The 16,602-nt window shown below is 34.9% G+C and carries 18 protein-coding genes; 8 read left to right on the forward strand and 10 right to left on the reverse strand.

The window, feature by feature from the left end:
- Nucleotides 1-16: 16 nt before the first annotated feature.
- The 3 genes from EGI24_RS03685 to EGI24_RS03695 are packed head-to-tail and all read right to left on the reverse strand — an operon-like array spanning nt 17 to nt 2,746.
- Nucleotides 17-478 carry a C40 family peptidase gene (locus EGI24_RS03685; RefSeq protein ID WP_255046966.1) on the reverse strand — a complete coding sequence of 154 codons (462 nt, stop codon included), beginning with the start codon at nt 476-478 and terminating at the stop codon, nt 17-19.
- A complete protein-coding gene (locus EGI24_RS03690; protein ID WP_255046967.1) occupies nt 475-1,869 on the reverse strand; it encodes a TlpA disulfide reductase family protein in 1,395 nt (464 codons plus the stop codon). The genes EGI24_RS03685 and EGI24_RS03690 overlap by 4 nt, the downstream gene beginning before the upstream one ends.
- 1 nt (nt 1,870) lies before the next feature.
- On the reverse strand, nt 1,871-2,746 hold the full coding sequence (locus EGI24_RS03695) for a Ppx/GppA phosphatase family protein (RefSeq protein WP_255046968.1): 876 nt from the start codon (nt 2,744-2,746) through the stop codon (nt 1,871-1,873).
- 67 nt (nt 2,747-2,813) lie between these two features.
- Between EGI24_RS03695 and EGI24_RS03700 the strand changes: the two genes are divergently transcribed.
- From EGI24_RS03700 to EGI24_RS03725, 6 genes are all read left to right on the forward strand, one after another.
- Entirely contained in the window at nt 2,814-3,395 is a 582-nt protein-coding gene (locus tag EGI24_RS03700; protein WP_255046969.1) for a hypothetical protein, read from the forward strand.
- A complete protein-coding gene (ybeY, locus tag EGI24_RS03705; RefSeq protein ID WP_255046970.1) occupies nt 3,392-3,814 on the forward strand; it encodes an rRNA maturation RNase YbeY in 423 nt (140 codons plus the stop codon). The genes EGI24_RS03700 and ybeY overlap by 4 nt, the downstream gene beginning before the upstream one ends.
- On the forward strand, nt 3,801-5,507 hold the full coding sequence (locus tag EGI24_RS03710; protein ID WP_255046971.1) for a GMC oxidoreductase: 1,707 nt from the start codon (nt 3,801-3,803) through the stop codon (nt 5,505-5,507). The genes ybeY and EGI24_RS03710 overlap by 14 nt, the downstream gene beginning before the upstream one ends.
- A gap of 113 nt (nt 5,508-5,620) precedes the next feature.
- Nucleotides 5,621-6,457, forward strand: a complete 837-nt coding sequence (locus EGI24_RS03715; protein WP_255046972.1) for an alpha/beta fold hydrolase — start codon at nt 5,621-5,623, stop codon at nt 6,455-6,457.
- Nucleotides 6,458-6,462: 5 nt separating this feature from the next.
- On the forward strand, nt 6,463-6,966 hold the full coding sequence (locus EGI24_RS03720; protein ID WP_255046973.1) for a 2'-5' RNA ligase family protein: 504 nt from the start codon (nt 6,463-6,465) through the stop codon (nt 6,964-6,966).
- A 93-nt stretch (nt 6,967-7,059) separates the two neighbouring features.
- Nucleotides 7,060-7,464: an OmpA family protein gene (locus EGI24_RS03725; protein ID WP_255046974.1), complete on the forward strand. Its 405-nt coding sequence runs from the start codon at nt 7,060-7,062 to the stop codon at nt 7,462-7,464.
- Between the two features lie 51 nt (nt 7,465-7,515).
- On the opposite strand, the gene EGI24_RS03730 is transcribed toward EGI24_RS03725, so the two are convergent.
- From EGI24_RS03730 to sucC, 5 genes are all read right to left on the reverse strand, one after another.
- Entirely contained in the window at nt 7,516-9,903 is a 2,388-nt protein-coding gene (locus tag EGI24_RS03730; protein WP_255046975.1) for a malectin domain-containing carbohydrate-binding protein, read from the reverse strand.
- A gap of 637 nt (nt 9,904-10,540) precedes the next feature.
- The gene (locus tag EGI24_RS03735) at nt 10,541-10,915 is read right to left on the reverse strand and encodes a hypothetical protein (RefSeq protein WP_255046976.1); all 375 of its coding nucleotides are present in this window, start codon (nt 10,913-10,915) and stop codon (nt 10,541-10,543) included.
- Between the two features lie 267 nt (nt 10,916-11,182).
- Nucleotides 11,183-11,728, reverse strand: coding sequence for a hypothetical protein (locus EGI24_RS03740; protein ID WP_255046977.1), 546 nt, complete (start codon nt 11,726-11,728; stop codon nt 11,183-11,185).
- 386 nt (nt 11,729-12,114) lie between these two features.
- Nucleotides 12,115-12,588 (reverse strand): hypothetical protein, encoded by a 474-nt coding sequence (locus tag EGI24_RS03745; RefSeq protein ID WP_255046978.1) that lies wholly within the window; start codon nt 12,586-12,588, stop codon nt 12,115-12,117.
- A 411-nt stretch (nt 12,589-12,999) separates the two neighbouring features.
- Nucleotides 13,000-14,211: an ADP-forming succinate--CoA ligase subunit beta gene (gene sucC, locus EGI24_RS03750; RefSeq protein WP_255046979.1), complete on the reverse strand. Its 1,212-nt coding sequence runs from the start codon at nt 14,209-14,211 to the stop codon at nt 13,000-13,002.
- A 110-nt stretch (nt 14,212-14,321) separates the two neighbouring features.
- Here sucC and EGI24_RS03755 point away from each other — a divergent pair, with 110 nt between their 5' ends.
- Nucleotides 14,322-14,972: an ABC transporter ATP-binding protein gene (locus EGI24_RS03755; RefSeq protein WP_255046980.1), complete on the forward strand. Its 651-nt coding sequence runs from the start codon at nt 14,322-14,324 to the stop codon at nt 14,970-14,972.
- The gene (locus EGI24_RS03760; RefSeq protein ID WP_255046981.1) at nt 14,969-15,736 is read left to right on the forward strand and encodes a queuosine precursor transporter; all 768 of its coding nucleotides are present in this window, start codon (nt 14,969-14,971) and stop codon (nt 15,734-15,736) included. The genes EGI24_RS03755 and EGI24_RS03760 overlap by 4 nt, the downstream gene beginning before the upstream one ends.
- On the opposite strand, the gene EGI24_RS03765 is transcribed toward EGI24_RS03760, so the two are convergent.
- Both EGI24_RS03765 and EGI24_RS03770 read right to left on the reverse strand, forming a co-directional pair.
- Entirely contained in the window at nt 15,723-15,893 is a 171-nt protein-coding gene (locus EGI24_RS03765; RefSeq protein WP_255046982.1) for a hypothetical protein, read from the reverse strand. The genes EGI24_RS03760 and EGI24_RS03765 overlap by 14 nt on opposite strands.
- A 192-nt stretch (nt 15,894-16,085) precedes the next feature.
- Nucleotides 16,086-16,598 (reverse strand): YfiT family bacillithiol transferase, encoded by a 513-nt coding sequence (locus tag EGI24_RS03770; protein ID WP_255046983.1) that lies wholly within the window; start codon nt 16,596-16,598, stop codon nt 16,086-16,088.
- Nucleotides 16,599-16,602: the final 4 nt, after the last annotated feature.

The following is a 16,602-nucleotide window of genomic DNA, read 5'->3' on the forward strand; positions in this document are numbered from 1 at the left end:
TTTTATAACGTAGAAATTAAATCTGTGGTCTAGTGACCTTCACAAATTTAGACTTCCAATAATTAGAAAGCAAATTGTCTTCTCTGACTCCCGTAGATGTTGAAGCGTGTAAGAAAAATATTTCCTCGCGATTTTCAATTCGAGTTATAATGCCTGTATGGTTTATTCTATCGCTATTTACTTTGAAATACACCAAATCTCCAATTTTTATTTCGTCTTTGGGTATCTCATCAAAATGATCAGCTTGTTTGTAGGATACTCTTGGTATATCCTCTCCAAGCTCTTTGAATGCAACAAAAATCAATCCTGAGCAGTCCATTCCATCTTTTGTAGTACCCCCAAATTTGTAAGGTGTACCTAAATAATCTTGGCATTTGTTTACCAATATCTTGTTAATGTTATTACTTGAATATGTATTTCGCTTTTTACATGAAGCAAAAAATATACACATTACAAAAACGTAAAGCAGGTTTTTCATTTGATTAACCGTTCAATTTGCTGAATTAAGGCTCGTCCTTCGTCACTTGAAGGCTCTTCTACTTTATCAGAAATAATTGTGCCAGTTTTATCAATTAATATGTAATTGGGTAACAATTCAGTATTATAACCTTTCCTTAGCTCAGGATTATCAATTCCATTCAGATGCTTTCCTAAAGGTTTCTTATCGATTAGTAGTTTTTTAAAATCTTCATAGTTATCCATATTTATGAAAACAAAAACCAAATTATTTTGCTCTTTGAAGTAATTCTCTACGATGGTTAGATTTCGGAAATCTTCTAAACAAGGACCACACCAGCTTGCATAAAAACCTAAAATAACATTCTTTCCACGGAAATCTTTCAGTGAAACAAAATTGCCTTTTTCATCGGGTAAAATAAAAGATTTTGCCTCTCTACCATTTTGAAGATTTTGAAGTTTACTTAATTTCTCTATCAAAACTGCCGTATACACTTTGTTTTTGGAGAATTCTCTGAAAGAGGCCACCAAAAGTTTTGTTTCTTCGCTCGCTCCATAATTGTCTAAATAGTTGAGGATTTTAGTTGCCAATATTCTCTCTATCAGTTGCTTATCTATCAAATCTTTTTCTGTAAAATAGCTTTTAATGGATTCGTATTCTAGCATGATGGACTGATTATATTTTTGTCCAATTTTGTTGTGGTTTTCAATAAGAGCCTCTACAAAATGTCCATATTCATAAGATTTGTTTTGTGTTTTGGCTTGAAACGTTTTTAAATCAAATCGGTCGAACTCAGCTTCATTAAAAATTTTGTGGAAATTCAAAAAACTAAGTTCATGAAAACTGTATTTCCCGTAGATATCAGCCCTTTGCAAAGAATAAAAATCTTCGGATAAATTAGATTTATATTTATTCAACAAAATGATTTGCTCATCATAAAGGTATTTTGTCAAGTCAAAAAAGCCTTTTCTTGATATTTTCTTCAGCTTTTCGAGTTCATAATCCCAATCTTTCTCTTCTTCAAACTTCTTTTTTTGCTCTATTAAATAAGTCCATTTGTCAGAACCTAAGCCTGCAAATTTTAAAGTATTTTCAAAATCTTGAAAATCTGCAGTCAAATTGATTTGGTCATTGGGTTCTATTTTCCAAAGGAAATAACCAACATCACCAATGTTGATGTCGCAATAAGCGATTTCATCCAAAGCAATTTCAGCATAAAAACTGCCTTTTTTGTCCACTTTCAATTCTAATTCAAGCGGATTCTCTACCCAGTTTCTATAAACAGTAAAAGAAATTGCTGGCTCGGTGTAATTTTTAATATTTCCCGAAAATTTAAAGAAAGTTTGACCAGTTAAAGGCCTAACTGCAAGTAATAGTGTTGAAAAAAGAAAAAAAGGCAAAATTATTTTCATCTTAAGATTTTAAGTTGTGGTAAACTTCCAACATTATTCCGTCTTTCAGGCCCAAATCAGGCACAAACATCTTTGTTGATTTGGCCCATTTCATGGCTGAAAAATATATTTCAGTTGCATATTCTATAACATCTGCTCTGTCTGGATTCATTTTAAGCTTATTTATTTTTTCTTCCATAGTAAACTGGCTTAAATACTTTTGAGCTTCTTCCAATCTTTGAATATCTGCAAGGCCGTTTTCGTCCTTTTCCAAGAACTCAAACAGTTTAGAAATATTGCCTCCGGTTCCTATAGAAATTATCTCAGGGCGATTATGCACATGCTCTTGAATCCAATTATGCATTTTTTTCCAAACATCTTTGGTCACTTTTCCCTCCATTAACCTTACCGAACCAATTTTAAAGGATTGGGAGGTTTCTTTTACCTTTCCATTGTAAAGATTTAGCTCTGTACTACCGCCACCCACATCAATATGCAGATAGGTTTTATTGTCTTCTAATTCGTGAACGATGACATTATTGATCATTTCAGCTTCTTTTTCACCTGAAATAAGGTTTATCGTCATTCCCAACTCTAACTTTACCCTTTCGCAAATATTTAGGCCATTTTCGGCTTCTCTAAGTGCTGATGTAGCACATATCAGGTAGGCGTCAACCTCATGTAATTCCATCAAAAGCTTGTAGACGGTCAATAGTTTTTTTATCCGAGCTTCACTTTCATAGTGTATTTTTCCTGATGAAAAAACATCATGACCTAACCTCAACGCAAACCTCACGTACTCTATTTTCTTGAAAGAAATTCTACCTTCATCATTCAAAACAGATGAAATCTGCATTCTGGCTGCATTGGAACCAATATCAATGGCTGCTATCTTCATTTAAAACTTTTTTATTTCAATTGCAAAAATATGTATATTTTTGGATAACATTACCCTAAAGAAAATTTTGAAGAGACTCGCAAAGATTATTTCAACGGTTGGCAATCCGCTTTCAATTGCTTTATTTTTTGGTTTATACCTTTATTTCTTTGAAGACAATAACCAAAGTCAAAGAAATCTTCCATTGATATTTGTTCTTTCTGTGGCTGTTCCGATGGCAATCTATATCGGCTACAATGTTAGAAGAAGGCGTTTTGCCGATTATGATGTTTCAGATCGAACAAAAAGGGACGGTGTTTACAAAGTTTTGATTGCTGTTTTTATAATTTTGAACTTGGTATTTTACATTTTCAATTTTGATATTAAAGGTAAACTATTGGTGACAACTTTTTTGTTTCATTCATTGAGTAGTTTTTTTCTCAATAAAAGAATCAAAGTTTCTATGCACACAAGTTATAATTTTTTGTTTTCACTTATATTTTATCCAATTAACCCACAAATAAGTTTGTTTCTTTTCGGATTTGGATTTATCAATGCATGGTCCAGATTAGCTTTGTCGAGGCATAAATCTATTGAAGTTATTTTGGGATTCTTAACCGGACTTAGTTTCGGGGGACTTTATTTATATGTTTTTAAGCTTTATATATGATTAATTTTAATATTGAGTTAGATAAGTTTAAGTTATCTGATATTAGAAAAAGGAAATCTTGGTTGAAAGAACTTGTGAAAGATCAAGGCTTTAAATTGGGTGAACTAAATTATATTTTTTTAGATGATGAAGGCCTCCATAAAATAAATTTGGAGTATCTTAATCATGACACCTATACCGATATTATTACTTTTGACAATTCAGAAGATGAAAACCGGATTGAAGGTGATATTTTCGTAAGTATTGAAAGAATTACTGAAAATGCGAATAAATTTGAAGTTGATTTTGACACTGAGCTAATCAGAGTTATGGCTCATGGTGTTCTTCACCTCTGTGGTTACCTCGACAAAAAGCCAGCAGATGTAAAGCTAATGCGTGAAATGGAGGATAAATACATCAAAAAATATGGCGAACTTTAATATTGATTCTGAAAAGGACATAACCTACGATGCCATAGTTATTGGCTCTGGAATTTCTGGTGGATGGGCCGCTAAAGAACTTTGTGAAAAAGGATTAAAGACGCTTGTGCTTGAAAGAGGAAGAGATGTAAAACATGTTTCTGATTATCCAACTGCCATGGCAAATCCCTGGGATTTGCCACACAGAGGACGAGAAACTCATTTAGAAAAAGATACTAATCCTATAGTAAATAAATGCTATGCTTACGATGAGGCTACACAACATTTTTTTGTTAAAGACCAAGAGCATCCCTATGTACAAGAAAAACCTTTTGATTGGATTCGTGGCTATCAAGTGGGTGGAAAATCGTTAATATGGGCAAGACAAACGCAAAGAATGTCTGATGCGGAATTTGATGGACCAGCCCGAGATGGTTTTGCCATCGATTGGCCCATTCGTTATAAAGACCTTGCCCCATGGTACAGCCATGTAGAGCGTTTTGCCGGAATAAGCGGAAATAAAGACGGAATACCTACTTTGCCAGATGGCGAATTTCTTAAACCATGGGAGCTTAATTGTGTAGAAAAACACATCAAAGGAAGAATTGAGCAAAAGTTTAAGGATAGGCACGTTATAATTGGTAGATGTGCCCATTTAACAGAGCCTGCTCAAGTACACTTAGATCAAGGTCGAGGTAAGTGCCAAGCTAGGCATTTGTGTTACAGAGGTTGTCCATACGGTGGTTATTTTTCTTCCAATGCATCCACCTTGCCTTGGGCTGCAAAAACAGGGAATCTTGCATTAAGGCCTGATTCGGTGGTTCATTCAATTATCTATAACGAAAAAACACAAAAGGCATCTGGAGTTAAAGTTATTGATACCCATACAAAGGAAGAATTTATTTTCAAAGCCAAAATCATTTTCATAAACGCAGCTTGCTTAAATTCTAACCTAATATTATTGAATTCAACTTCGAGTCGTTTTCCGCAAGGATTAGGAAATGATTCTGGGGTTTTAGGAAAATATATCGCCTTTCATCAATATAGAGGTCAAGGCTCCGCCACTTACGAAGGATTTGAAGACCAATATTATTTTGGTAGAAGACCTACTTCTGCATTTATGCCCAATTTTAGAAATCTTCACAAACAAGAAATGGATTTTCAAAGAGGTTATATGGTGGCTTTTTCGGCAGGAAGAGCCCGAGGCGTTCCTTCTGAGGAAGATTTTGGTTCAAAATTTAAAGCAAATGCCACCAAACCTGGACCGTGGGGAATTTACATTCAGATGCAAGGCGAATCGATCCCCAGAGAAAGCAATTATGTGAAACTTTCTAATAAAAAAGATGATTGGGGTATTCCGCAGCTGGCCATAGATATTGATTATCATGAAAACGACCTCAAAATGACCAAAGATTTCATGACTACCGCAGAAGAAATGCTGACTTTGGCTGGTTGCAAAAACATCAATATGTTTGATAGTAAACAAAACCCTGGCTTAGATATTCACGAAATGGGTGGTGCTAGGATGGGAAAAGATCCCAAACAGTCAATTCTGAACGAATGGAATCAAGTTCATTCCTGTAAAAATGTATTCGTGACCGATGGTGCAGCTATGACCTCCATCGGAAACCAGAATCCATCTCTAACTTTTATGGCGTTGACGGCTCGAGCTGCAAATTTTGCGGTTGATGCAATGAAAAGGCTGGAATTGTGACGAGTTACTTTTGAGAAAATCTTTGTATAAAAAATCTTTCGAATAGATTTAATGAGTTCAGAATAAACTTATTCTTTTATAATCCGTTTTTTAATAAATTGATTGGAATTAAAATGTTTAAAAATTACATCGGGCTCGTTTTATTATCATTGTTTCTAAGTTCTTGCTTCAAAAAATATATCGTTACTGAAAAAGAAATCAAGCAACACTACGATACTTTGACATTTAAACCCAATTACAAAATTCAAAAAGGTCTTGATTATAAGTTATATACGGCTACCTTTGGTGTGGACACCTTGCAGCCTATCTTGTTTATTCATGGAGCTCCTGGTCGCTGGGAAGGCTTCAGAAAGCAATTGGACGATCAGAGTTATCACTCAAAATATCACCTGTTAGCACCAGATAGACCTGGTTATGGGTTTTCTTATTTCAAAAAAAAATACAAAAAAGTAAGTATAGAAAAGCAAGCTGAGCTTCTTGAAAAAACTTTAGAATTGAATAATTCAAGTCAGAAACCAATCATTGTCAGTCGCAGTTATGGTGCACCCATCGGGGCTTATATGGTAGCACAAAATCCTGGTAAATACGAAAAGCTTATTATGATGGCCCCAGCCATAGATCCAGACGCAGAGAAATTCTTTAAGTTTTCGAAATATGGGAAATGGCCTGTTTTGCGGTGGTTTATACCGAATAGATTCGTAACCGCCACTGATGAAAAATATGACCATATAAAAGAATTAAGACGAATAGAACCCATTTGGGAGAAAATCAGCATTCCGACAGTGGTAATGTATGGGGGAAAAGATTGGGTGGTTGGTCCTGAAAATTTTGAATATGCCAAGCGAAGAATCGGAATGGATTCTACCAAAAAGTATATTTTTATCCCTGAAGCCGGTCATAGAATCAGCAGATCGCATGCTGAATTGCTCAAACAAGAAATTGTGAATTAAATAGCATGAAACGCCTACAGCTAAGCTTCTTTTTAGACAAAAGTCAATCTGCTGATATTGAGGAGATACGAAAAAAATATAATCCCATACAACATGGTTTGATTGATAGTCACATTACAATATGTAGAGAAGATGAACTTTTAGACCTGCAAATAATTAGATTGAACCTTAGAAATCTAAAATTTGAACCCTTTGAATTCCATTTTGGTCAGCCACAAAGATTTTCTGAAGGGAAAGGAGTTTTATTGCCGGTTTTGGACAATGTTGAATTATTTCAAATTTTAAGGAAAAACATTCTGAAAGGAGTGATTGAGAATCCCAGAGAACACATACCGCATTTGACTTTAATGCACCCAAGGAATGCTATCTGTACAGAGGCTATATTTCAAGAAATTAGGAAGTTTTCTTTTCCCGATCATTATTTTTTTCAAAAAATAAGCTTAATTCAACAGTTTAATATGGAAAAATGGGAGGTTTTAGAAGAGTTCGATATCAAAATTAATGGATAATTAATACTTATAATTCATTGTAAATCAAACAAATCAACCAGATTTAGGTTAAAAATAAATCCATTTAATTATATTTGATTAAACGATTTACAAATGAAGACTATCCTCGTTATTTTGTTTTTCAGTTTCAGTACCTCTTTCGGTCAAGAAATGAAAGAGATAGTTAAAAGTATATATTTTGGTGGAGGAAGTTATATCATAGACAACAACCAAGCTCAACAGCTGTCAGACTTGGTAAAGAGCATAAAAAATCTTGAGTACTATGAGATAAATATCATGAGCCATACTGACCCTATTGGTGGAAGGGAGTTTAACGAATATTTGAGCCGTATGCGGAGCCAATCTGCCATAGATTTACTTAAAAATTTTGACATCCCGCAGGAGAAAATCAGATTTAAAGATTTCGCTTTTGATGCTCCCTCCCATGATAATAGTACATGGGAAGGCCGAGCTAGAAATCGAAGGGTCGATATTCAGTTTAAGCCCATAGTTTTTTAGCCATCCCTTATCTGCAAAGTTTTATATAATGGAAATAAGCTTTTTTTTGATTCAGTTTTTAACAAACTTCTTCGTCCAAATTTTTCCCGAATTATTCAAAACCACCTCATACAATCCCGCACTAAGCTGATGGATAGGTATTTGTAATTCGGTGTCGGAATTTGAAAGATTGGTTTTCCAAACTGATTGTCCATTGCTATTCACCAATTGAAGTTGATTTATGCCCGTTTTATTTTCTAATTTAATTTGATTAATATGTAGGAAATCTTTGGCAGGATTTGGGTAAACATTCATTTCTAACGGAATTTCTTCCATTGGACTTTCATTAGAATAATTAAGTCTTCCACCAGGGTTATTTACCCCTAAAGAAATAATCTCTATAGCCGAAATCAATGGATTATCTAGGATGCGTTGAAGTTGCAAGTTCAAATTAGCATCCGTAACATAAACATTAAAAGATTTTTTTAGAGCATTTTTTACACCGGCTTCTGCCTTGATGTTAAAATTTGGAGCTACGTTATTACCTTCAATGATAATATTAAACTGCCTATTGGCTGAACTTACCGTTTCATTGAAATATAAATTTACTTTGTACCAGCTTGGATCATAGAAAACAGGAAAACTCCACCGCATATCGTCTCCTGACTGGCTATCTCTTCTGAAAGTTTGAAAAACTTGATTGGGTAAATCTGTCTGATTTGTGGAAATAATACTGGTGCCACCAAGACTACCTGCTTCTGCCACATTTGAGAAAGGTGAAGGGTTATTAGAAGTATCTATGGAAAAATCACCATTTGCTGTACTCAATTCCGTTCCTCCGGCATTAATTCTGAACAGGCTTTGTGTGGAACTAGGTACGTTAGCATATAATGTAATCTGGATTGTTTTTGAACTCCTGCCACCAGTTTGATCAGATGCCACAAAGGTTAAATCAAAGGTTTGGTTTTGAGATTGTGGAATGGCCGAAAATGTGGCTGTTCCATTTCCATTATCTGTTAAACTAACAAATGATGGCCGATTCTCAATACCAAAAGCTGGTATTTCTCCGTCTGGATCTATAGCTGAAATATTGAAACTAAGTGAACTGCCCGATGACAATACTTTATTGGAAAAGGCGTCTAAAACAGGAGGATTTACGAGAGATTCATAAGCTCCAATATCATATTTACCCCCATTTGACCGAAGATTGCCTTCAATATCATCTACAATATTTAAGGAAGAAATATCGTAGCCAGCATTTACAGCAGGAGAATTTATAGTGGTATGAAAATCTGTTGGACTCTTAAATAATGCCTCCGTAATTGTCGGCATTTTTAGATTATTTTTTTCATCACCTTGAGCTCCACTGCCATAAGATATATATATGGCGTTGCCATAGGGTTCGACCAAAAAATTGTTATAAATATTCTTTGTACTTAGGTTGCCGTAGAGTTTGATGTTTTCTTGTCCAGATTTTACGAAAGTATTATTTGCAATCAAAAAGTTTATATTCGTAGTTGTGCGGTCATCACCAAATAAGCTATTTTTACCTGAATTTATCACCAGATTGTTATAAACAGATATATTATCAGTGGGTTGAGTGATAATTATTCCATTTCCTGAGCCATTGGTAATTTTATTTCCGAAACATTTTCCACCGCTTGCACCAGCTTGTATTCCATTATTTTGATAAACTTCAAAAGGAGAAATTCCGTAGGAATTTACTACGTTGTTATAAACCTCAGCTTGGGGCGAACAAGAATATTGAATACCATCTGCACCGGTATTTTCTGTGATATTGTCATATATTTTTAAGCCTTCTATCAAATGCGGAAATACGGTTATGGTTTGCCCCTCACAAGTGATAGATTTTCCATTAAAAAAGCTGCTACCAACATACATACCTTCACCACCCGTATTATGAATATAATTGTGGTGGATAGATACCTTTCTCATTGCAAAATTGGCTCTCCAAGAGTTGGGATTGCAGTTAGGGTCGGTTTTAATGAGCATTCCTGCAAAACCTGTATTTTGTATTTCTAAGTGATCAATTTCACAGTTACTACTCAAACCCGCCACAGAAAGTCCGCTGGCATTTTGGCCTGTACCTGATATAAAAATTCCATATTGAAAATCGGGGTTACCTGTTCCAGTAACTTTAAAGTGTTTTGAACCTAAAAAGTCCAATGCTCCATAATATTGGTTGTGAGAAATCGTCACTCTTCCACCACAATTTTTAAAGACAATAGGTTGATCTTCCGTGCCCACAAAATCTACAAATCTAAGGAGTGAATATTCCCCAGATTGAATACAAATCACCTCACCGGGCAGTACATTCATGGTGGTCCCATTGTAAATACCACTTTGAGTGATCGTGCGACTGCAATTACAAGTTTGTGAGTACGCTGCGGAGTTTAGAAAGAATAAAAGAAAGGTGCCAAAAGTAATTATTTTTTTCATGGTAAAAGTTTATTATTGTTTTGATAGCTATAGTTTTCAATTTATAATAAATTTTACTTTTGGGTTTACAAGTTTTCCAAAATTTGGAATATTTTGAAGGATTCCTTCATTTGGACATTTAAAAATAATGCTATTATTTGTACTTCCAAGAGGATTTTTAAAAAAAAGTGTACAAAAAAGCACTTTAATTATTAGATGGTATAGTTTTTGAATAGCGGGCTTTTTCTCTTTCGAATTTTTGTAATCATCCTATTAGTTTACCGATAAGTACAATTAATCAAGATGAAAAATAAAAGTGTGAATAGATACTCCACTTAATTTTTAAGCATTTGATATCAACTAAAGTTATTATTTAATAAAATTCTTGGTAAAGGAAGTTCTAGCGGAAAATTAATTGACTCTCAGGCTAGTAAGTCAGGCTTTAAATTTATAAAGCCACCTTTTCATAAATGGCGTGAACTGTACAAAACAAAAAATATGAATGTCCAGAGGAAGCAAATGATTTTTGAAATTCCTGTATTAAGTAACTGCCTGTAAACGTGATGGTTGTGAACAAATAAAGGCAAGAAACTAAGTTTCCTGCCTTTTTTAGATAATTTGTGCTAAAAATTTTTCGCGTTTTGCTTTACGCTTATTCTTAATTAACTGCTGGAATCTCAATCAATTCCAATTCTTCGTTTTCTAATTGAATATCTTCCTTAATTTCCCATAGATATTTAAACACTGTTACTGCGTGGTCGATTCTCTTAATTTTTTCGTCTGCAAAAGAAAGGTCAGCATGCTCTAAAATTCTACCTTTCATTTCAGCGGCAGCATTCAAAAATGCCTCTTGCTCGGCTTTAGAGGTGTACATAAAATCTACATTGGAAGTTTTGTAGGTATAAACTACTTCTTTAAAAACCTCCCAAGGGTTTTCTGATTTAGTAAGGTTTGCTTTTGGAGTTGTTTCGGAGGCGAAAGATGTGAAACTTAAACCTAAAATAAGAACGAATGATGTTGCTAACTTTTTCATGATGTAATTGTTTTTAATTGAATATTTGCTTCTTTGACCCTAAGAACAACAAATGGTTTAGTGTCTGATAATCAACATTCTACGATTCATGACATTTAATCTACGAATGGCTGGATATTTTCTATGGATGTGATTTATGAGTATTCTTGGGATTTTCTGGATTATCATAACGAGTGTTGGTGATTTGTTGGTTTTATTGCTTTTGGATTGCAAATTCTATTTATCTAGCTTCGAGATTGTCCTGCGGAATATCGCGAAGAGGTGGATTTAATTTCCAAAATAGTAAGCTCTAGAAATTAAACCATCGGGAAGTAAATGTAAAATTATCTTTTCGTATTCATTCTTTATTGGAAGATTTAGTGATAGTTCGGGAAAAATACTTCGAATTACTTTCTCGCCATTTTGAGCATTAATAAATACCCAATTTGTTTTTGCCTTATCTGAAATACAAATTAGTTCAAAATAAAATGAACGAGGTTTTCCTAAATCATTCATAATTATTTCAGTTCCAATCAAAGCTTGAAGAGTAGAATCTTTCGGAATAATTGTTTTTATATAAATTAATTTAAAATCTAAGAAATTCTTCATTCCAGCATCATTTAATTTAGACCATAACAATTTGGTTTTTCTTTCAAATTCACTTTTTCCACCAGTAATATCTATCAATTTGGGATGAATATAATTTGAATAACTGATGAAATCTCCCTCTAAATAATGTTTACTCATTATCTTAAAATCTATTTTTAAAGTTTCTTCACTTTGAGAAAATGATAGGATAGGAAGCGATAAAAAGAATAAAAAAAAATATTTCATTTTGAAGTAATTCCAACGCCCAACATTTTGATGGCTTTGGAGTGATTTTAGAGTTAATTTATTAATTATCGAGACTTTATATAAATAATGCTTTGTATTGAGGAAAGATAAACTATAAACGCCAACAATTGTAAAAAGCGGCTCCAAAAGAAGCATGCTAAGGACAAAAAAGCATTGAAACTGTACTGCTTCAAAGTCGCTCACCTAATCTGCAAATCAAATTTTGAAAAAAGAAAATGAAAAGCAAAAGAATTTATTATTCGGATTGGAAATCCTCTTTATCCAGCTTCGAGATTGTCCTGCGGAACATCTCGAAGAGCCGTGGAATTCATCTAATCTCTTGTCCAATCTAACTTTGAACTTGTTGTAAAACGTCGAATCAGTATTTAATTTTTTATGTGGAAAGAATCTGTCACTTGAAAAAAAGTGGCTTTATTTGCTTCCCACATATCAGTCTTACAATTTATAGTAATTAAATAAAAATCCGAATTTTTTCTGAACGCAATTGTAACCCATTTTAAATTATTGTCAAAATGCTCATAATAAAATTTGGCTATGCCATCATTATTTGTCATTTTAACATTTTCTGGGTTATCTTTTATTTCATTCATTTCTAATACAAACTCTCTTGTTTTTTCTAATGGAAAATCAATGCCAGATTCTCTTGAAACTGTGACTGCTCCATAATTTTCATTAGGCATGAAATTTAAAATTCCATTTTCGTTTGTCATTTTCCATATACTCGGATATTCAAGTGTAAACTTATCATCTTTATACATAGTGAGTTTCTCAGTTTGTGTACAAGCTTGGTGTGATATTAGCCCTAAACCTAAAATTATTTTATAAAATGGATTAATCATTTTCATCACTTTTTAATTTGATTATAACTTATCAATATACACTAAATAGTTTTATTTTTTTTCCAACGAACAGCTATTATGGTTTTCGGAGTTATTTTAGAGCTGCTGCCACTGCAATTATTTTATTAATTATCAAGTCTTTACATAATGCTTCCTTTTGGAGACAAACCAACTTTAAGTGCCAACGTTGATAAATAGTTGCCCAATACTATGCGTGCTAAGGACTGAACAGCGTAGAGGCGGCTGTGCTTAAATGTCGCTAACCAAATCTGTATACCAAGTACTGAAAAAAGAAATTGAAAAGCAAAAGAATTTATTTTTCGGAAAGAAATCTTATCAAATATTATTTCTAGTAGCAAAAAAAAGGGCGACTTGAAAAGTCGCCCCACACAAAAAATATTTATAATAATATTACGCCAATACCTTAGTAATCAAGTCAGCAGCGTCTTTTAGCAATACGGCTGAGTACACTTTTAGGCCTGAGTCATTGATGATTTTGGCTCCTTCTTCGGCGTTGGTACCTTGTAGTCTTACGATAATCGGCACAGGAATGTCTCCGATAGATTTGTAGGCTTCTACAATACCCGCAGCCACCCTGTCGCAACGCACAATTCCTCCGAAAATATTCACGAAAATGGCTTTTACGTTAGGATCTTTCAATATCAACCTGAAACCAGCTTCTACCGTTACGGCGTTTGCACCACCACCTACGTCTAAGAAGTTAGCAGGATCACCACCCTTAAGCTTGATGATGTCCATGGTAGCCATGGCCAAACCAGCCCCGTTCACCATACAACCTACGTTTCCATCTAGTTTTACATAGTTCAGGTCGCTTTCAGAAGCTTCCACTTCCATTGGATCTTCCTCAGCTTTGTCTCTCAAGGCTGCCAAGTCTTTGTGACGGAACAAGGCGTTGTCGTCCAAACTTACTTTGGCATCAACGGCCAATATTTTATCGTCAGAAGTTTTCAAAACTGGGTTAATTTCAAACATCGCCGAGTCTGTTTCCTCATAAGCTTTGTAAAGGCTCATTAAGAACGCTACCATTTCTTTGTTGGCATTGCCTGTCATACCTAGTTTGTAAGCCACCTTACGAGCTTGGAAGCCCTGTAAACCTACTCTTGGGTCTATCCATTCTTTGATGATTTTCTCTGGCGTATGCTCAGCTACTTCTTCAATGTCCATACCACCTTCGGTAGAAGCCATGATGACGTTGCAAGCTCTGCCTCTGTCCAAAAGAATAGAAACATACAATTCTTTCGGCTCAGAATCACCAGGGTAATAAACGTCTTCGGCAATCAAAATTTTGTTCACCACTTTGCCTTCAGCACCAGTTTGAATGGTCACGAGTGTGTTTCCAAGCAAATTCGTAGCGATGGTTTTTACATCATCAGCAGATTTGGCCAATTGCACACCTCTTTGCTCAGTTCCGACAATTTTCCCTTTTCCTCTACCACCTGCATGTATCTGAGATTTTACAACCGCAAACTTCGAATTTGTTCTTTCGGCTATTTGCTGATAAGCAGCGATGGCCTCGTCTGGGGTAGAAGCAACAATTCCTTGTTGAACTCTTACACCATATTTCGATAAAATTTCTTTACCTTGGTACTCGTGAATATTCATAATTTATTAAATAAAAATTGAACTTTTCTAATTTTTTGCCAAATTAGCAAATTATTACACTTTTTAAAAATTTATTTCGAAAAAATAAGCAAAGAATTACAGAAAAATATATGTTGGAAGGATCAAATATTTACAAAAAATACGGCTCAATTGAGGTTTTAAAGGATATTTCACTGCAAATACAGCCTTCTGAGATAGTTTCTATCGTAGGGGCTTCGGGTGCAGGCAAGAGTACACTTTTGCATATATTGGGTACGCTTGACAAGGCAGATTCTGGAAAAATATATTTGGATAAAATAGAGTTGAGCCAACTGGATAACAAGGCACTGGCCAAAGTAAGAAACGAGAAAATTGGCTTTATTTTCCAGTTTCATAACCTCATGGCAGAGCTTACCGCCAAAGAAAATATCTGTTTGCCGGCTTGGGTTGGCAAAAAAGGTAAAGAGGAAACAGAAAAACGTGCTGAAATTTTGTTAGATGCTTTGAAAATTTCGCACCGTGCGGATCATTTGCCATCTGAAATGTCAGGCGGTGAACAGCAACGCGTAGCGGTAGCGAGGGCATTAATCAACTCGCCAAAATTCGTCTTTGCCGATGAACCAAGCGGAAACCTAGACACCAAGAACGCCGAAGAGCTCCATTCACTATTTTTCGAGCTCAGAAACACTTTTGGCTGTTCATTTGTTATCGTTACACACAACCCATCACTCGCCGAACGCTCTGACCGAACCATTGAATTAAAAGACGGAAGAATATTATGATTGGAAGTAAAAAACAAATCTTATTTATTGTTCTCTGCGGTATTTTTATCACAAATGCCTTAGTTGCAGAGATTATTGGAGCAAAAATATTCTCCTTAGAAGGAATTTTTGGCCTAAAACCAGCTCAAATAGACCTTTTAGGCTACAAATTAGATTTTAATCTTACTGCGGGAGTGCTGAATTGGCCCATCGTATTCATTATTTCAGATATCATTAATGAATATTTTGGAGTAAAAGGTGTAAAAATTATCTCTTACTTAACGGCAGCTCTTATAGCCTATGCCTTTTTGATACTCTATGGAGCTACAAGTCTTCCTCCAGCACAATTTTGGCTAGACATCAACAGTGTAGATGCACAAGGAAAATCATTGAATATCAACAATGCCTTTAGTTTGATTTTACGTCAAGGAATGGGGATAATGTTGGGTAGTATCATAGCTTTTTTGTTCGGACAAATACTGGATGCTTTGATATTTAGAAAGTTACGTCAAATGACTACCAATAAGTTCCTTTGGGTTAGAGCTACAGGGTCTACCTTAGTCTCTCAGTTGATTGACAGTTTTGTGGTGTTATTTATTGCGTTTTTTGTTTTTGGCAATTGGCCATTCAGTCAAATCATAGCCGTTGCATCAGTAAATTATATCTACAAATTTATCATAGCTGTTTTGATGACGCCTTTTATTTACCTGATTCACTACGCCATCGACAAATATCTTGGTAAATATGAGTCAAACGAAATGATAGCAAAAGCTACTTATCAGTAATTTCTTGAGTGGTTGGGCATGTTGAACACGCACCAGAGCTACAAGAGGCACAGGCTCCAGCTTTACCTTTTGCTTGCTTCATAAATAAGCTTACAATGTATTTGATAGCAATGCCAAATACAACAATAATGAAGATATTTTCGAGTAATTGTATCATTTCGCTGTTGTTTAAATTATTGTAGAAATCGTTGGCTTCGGCTCCGCTCAGCCTCCGATATACTCATTTCCAATAAATTTTCTCATAATATCAAAAACCTTTGACGGCTTAGCAGAGCGAAAGCCAAGCGGTAGTTGAGCGAAGCCATTTCTACTCGGTGGCTGAGCGGAGTCGAAGCCACGAATATCGAAGCTAGTTCATCGCCAATTTAATATGCTCCAAATGATGCTCCGAATGCCATCTATACAGGGCAATTACATTTCTTAGAATATAGGTCCTTTGATATCCATTGTGATAAAAAGTTTTCTCAAAATCTTCTTGTTTAAGATTTCTGAAAATAAAGACCAGTCTTTCATGTAGACCTTCAATGATATTTAGTGAGCTTTCAATAGGCAATTTAGAATCTGGTAAATTTGCCCAATCACCCTCGCTGTAGCCTTTTATAGTCGGATTTTCTTCCGTTAATGCACATTTAACACGTATGTACATGTTTGAGTGCGAGTCGGCCACATGATGTACCACTTGTCTGACTGTCCATCCTTCTGGGCGATATGGTGTATCCAAAATGTCGTCTGGTAAACCTGTCACCAATTCTCTCAAGATTTTAGGGAAATCTTCTAGGTAGTTAATTGCACCACTTAACGATTCATAAGGGTACTCTTTGGTGTTATCAAATTTGCCGATGGGGTATTTTAGGTTTTCCATATTT

Origin of the sequence: Lacihabitans sp. CS3-21 (assembly GCF_024343675.1) — a bacterium.
GTDB lineage: Bacteria > Bacteroidota > Bacteroidia > Cytophagales > Spirosomataceae > Leadbetterella.

Bases quoted from the DNA above. Each gene is read 5' to 3' on its own strand.
- EGI24_RS03755 (WP_255046980.1), top strand. From the start codon at position 14,322: ATGTTGGAAGGATCAAATATTTACAAAAAATACGGCTCAATTGAGGTT.
- ybeY (WP_255046970.1), top strand. From the start codon at position 3,392: ATGATTAATTTTAATATTGAGTTAGATAAGTTTAAGTTATCTGATATT.
- EGI24_RS03740 (WP_255046977.1), bottom strand. From the start codon at position 11,728: ATGAAATATTTTTTTTTATTCTTTTTATCGCTTCCTATCCTATCATTT.
- EGI24_RS03725 (WP_255046974.1), top strand. From the start codon at position 7,060: ATGAAGACTATCCTCGTTATTTTGTTTTTCAGTTTCAGTACCTCTTTC.
- EGI24_RS03760 (WP_255046981.1), top strand. From the start codon at position 14,969: ATGATTGGAAGTAAAAAACAAATCTTATTTATTGTTCTCTGCGGTATT.
- EGI24_RS03720 (WP_255046973.1), top strand. From the start codon at position 6,463: ATGAAACGCCTACAGCTAAGCTTCTTTTTAGACAAAAGTCAATCTGCT.
- sucC (WP_255046979.1), bottom strand. From the start codon at position 14,211: ATGAATATTCACGAGTACCAAGGTAAAGAAATTTTATCGAAATATGGT.
- EGI24_RS03695 (WP_255046968.1), bottom strand. From the start codon at position 2,746: ATGAAGATAGCAGCCATTGATATTGGTTCCAATGCAGCCAGAATGCAG.
- EGI24_RS03770 (WP_255046983.1), bottom strand. From the start codon at position 16,598: ATGGAAAACCTAAAATACCCCATCGGCAAATTTGATAACACCAAAGAG.
- EGI24_RS03715 (WP_255046972.1), top strand. From the start codon at position 5,621: ATGTTTAAAAATTACATCGGGCTCGTTTTATTATCATTGTTTCTAAGT.
- EGI24_RS03730 (WP_255046975.1), bottom strand. From the start codon at position 9,903: ATGAAAAAAATAATTACTTTTGGCACCTTTCTTTTATTCTTTCTAAAC.
- EGI24_RS03690 (WP_255046967.1), bottom strand. From the start codon at position 1,869: ATGAAAATAATTTTGCCTTTTTTTCTTTTTTCAACACTATTACTTGCA.
- EGI24_RS03765 (WP_255046982.1), bottom strand. From the start codon at position 15,893: ATGATACAATTACTCGAAAATATCTTCATTATTGTTGTATTTGGCATT.
- EGI24_RS03710 (WP_255046971.1), top strand. From the start codon at position 3,801: ATGGCGAACTTTAATATTGATTCTGAAAAGGACATAACCTACGATGCC.
- EGI24_RS03735 (WP_255046976.1), bottom strand. From the start codon at position 10,915: ATGAAAAAGTTAGCAACATCATTCGTTCTTATTTTAGGTTTAAGTTTC.
- EGI24_RS03745 (WP_255046978.1), bottom strand. From the start codon at position 12,588: ATGATTAATCCATTTTATAAAATAATTTTAGGTTTAGGGCTAATATCA.
- EGI24_RS03685 (WP_255046966.1), bottom strand. From the start codon at position 478: ATGAAAAACCTGCTTTACGTTTTTGTAATGTGTATATTTTTTGCTTCA.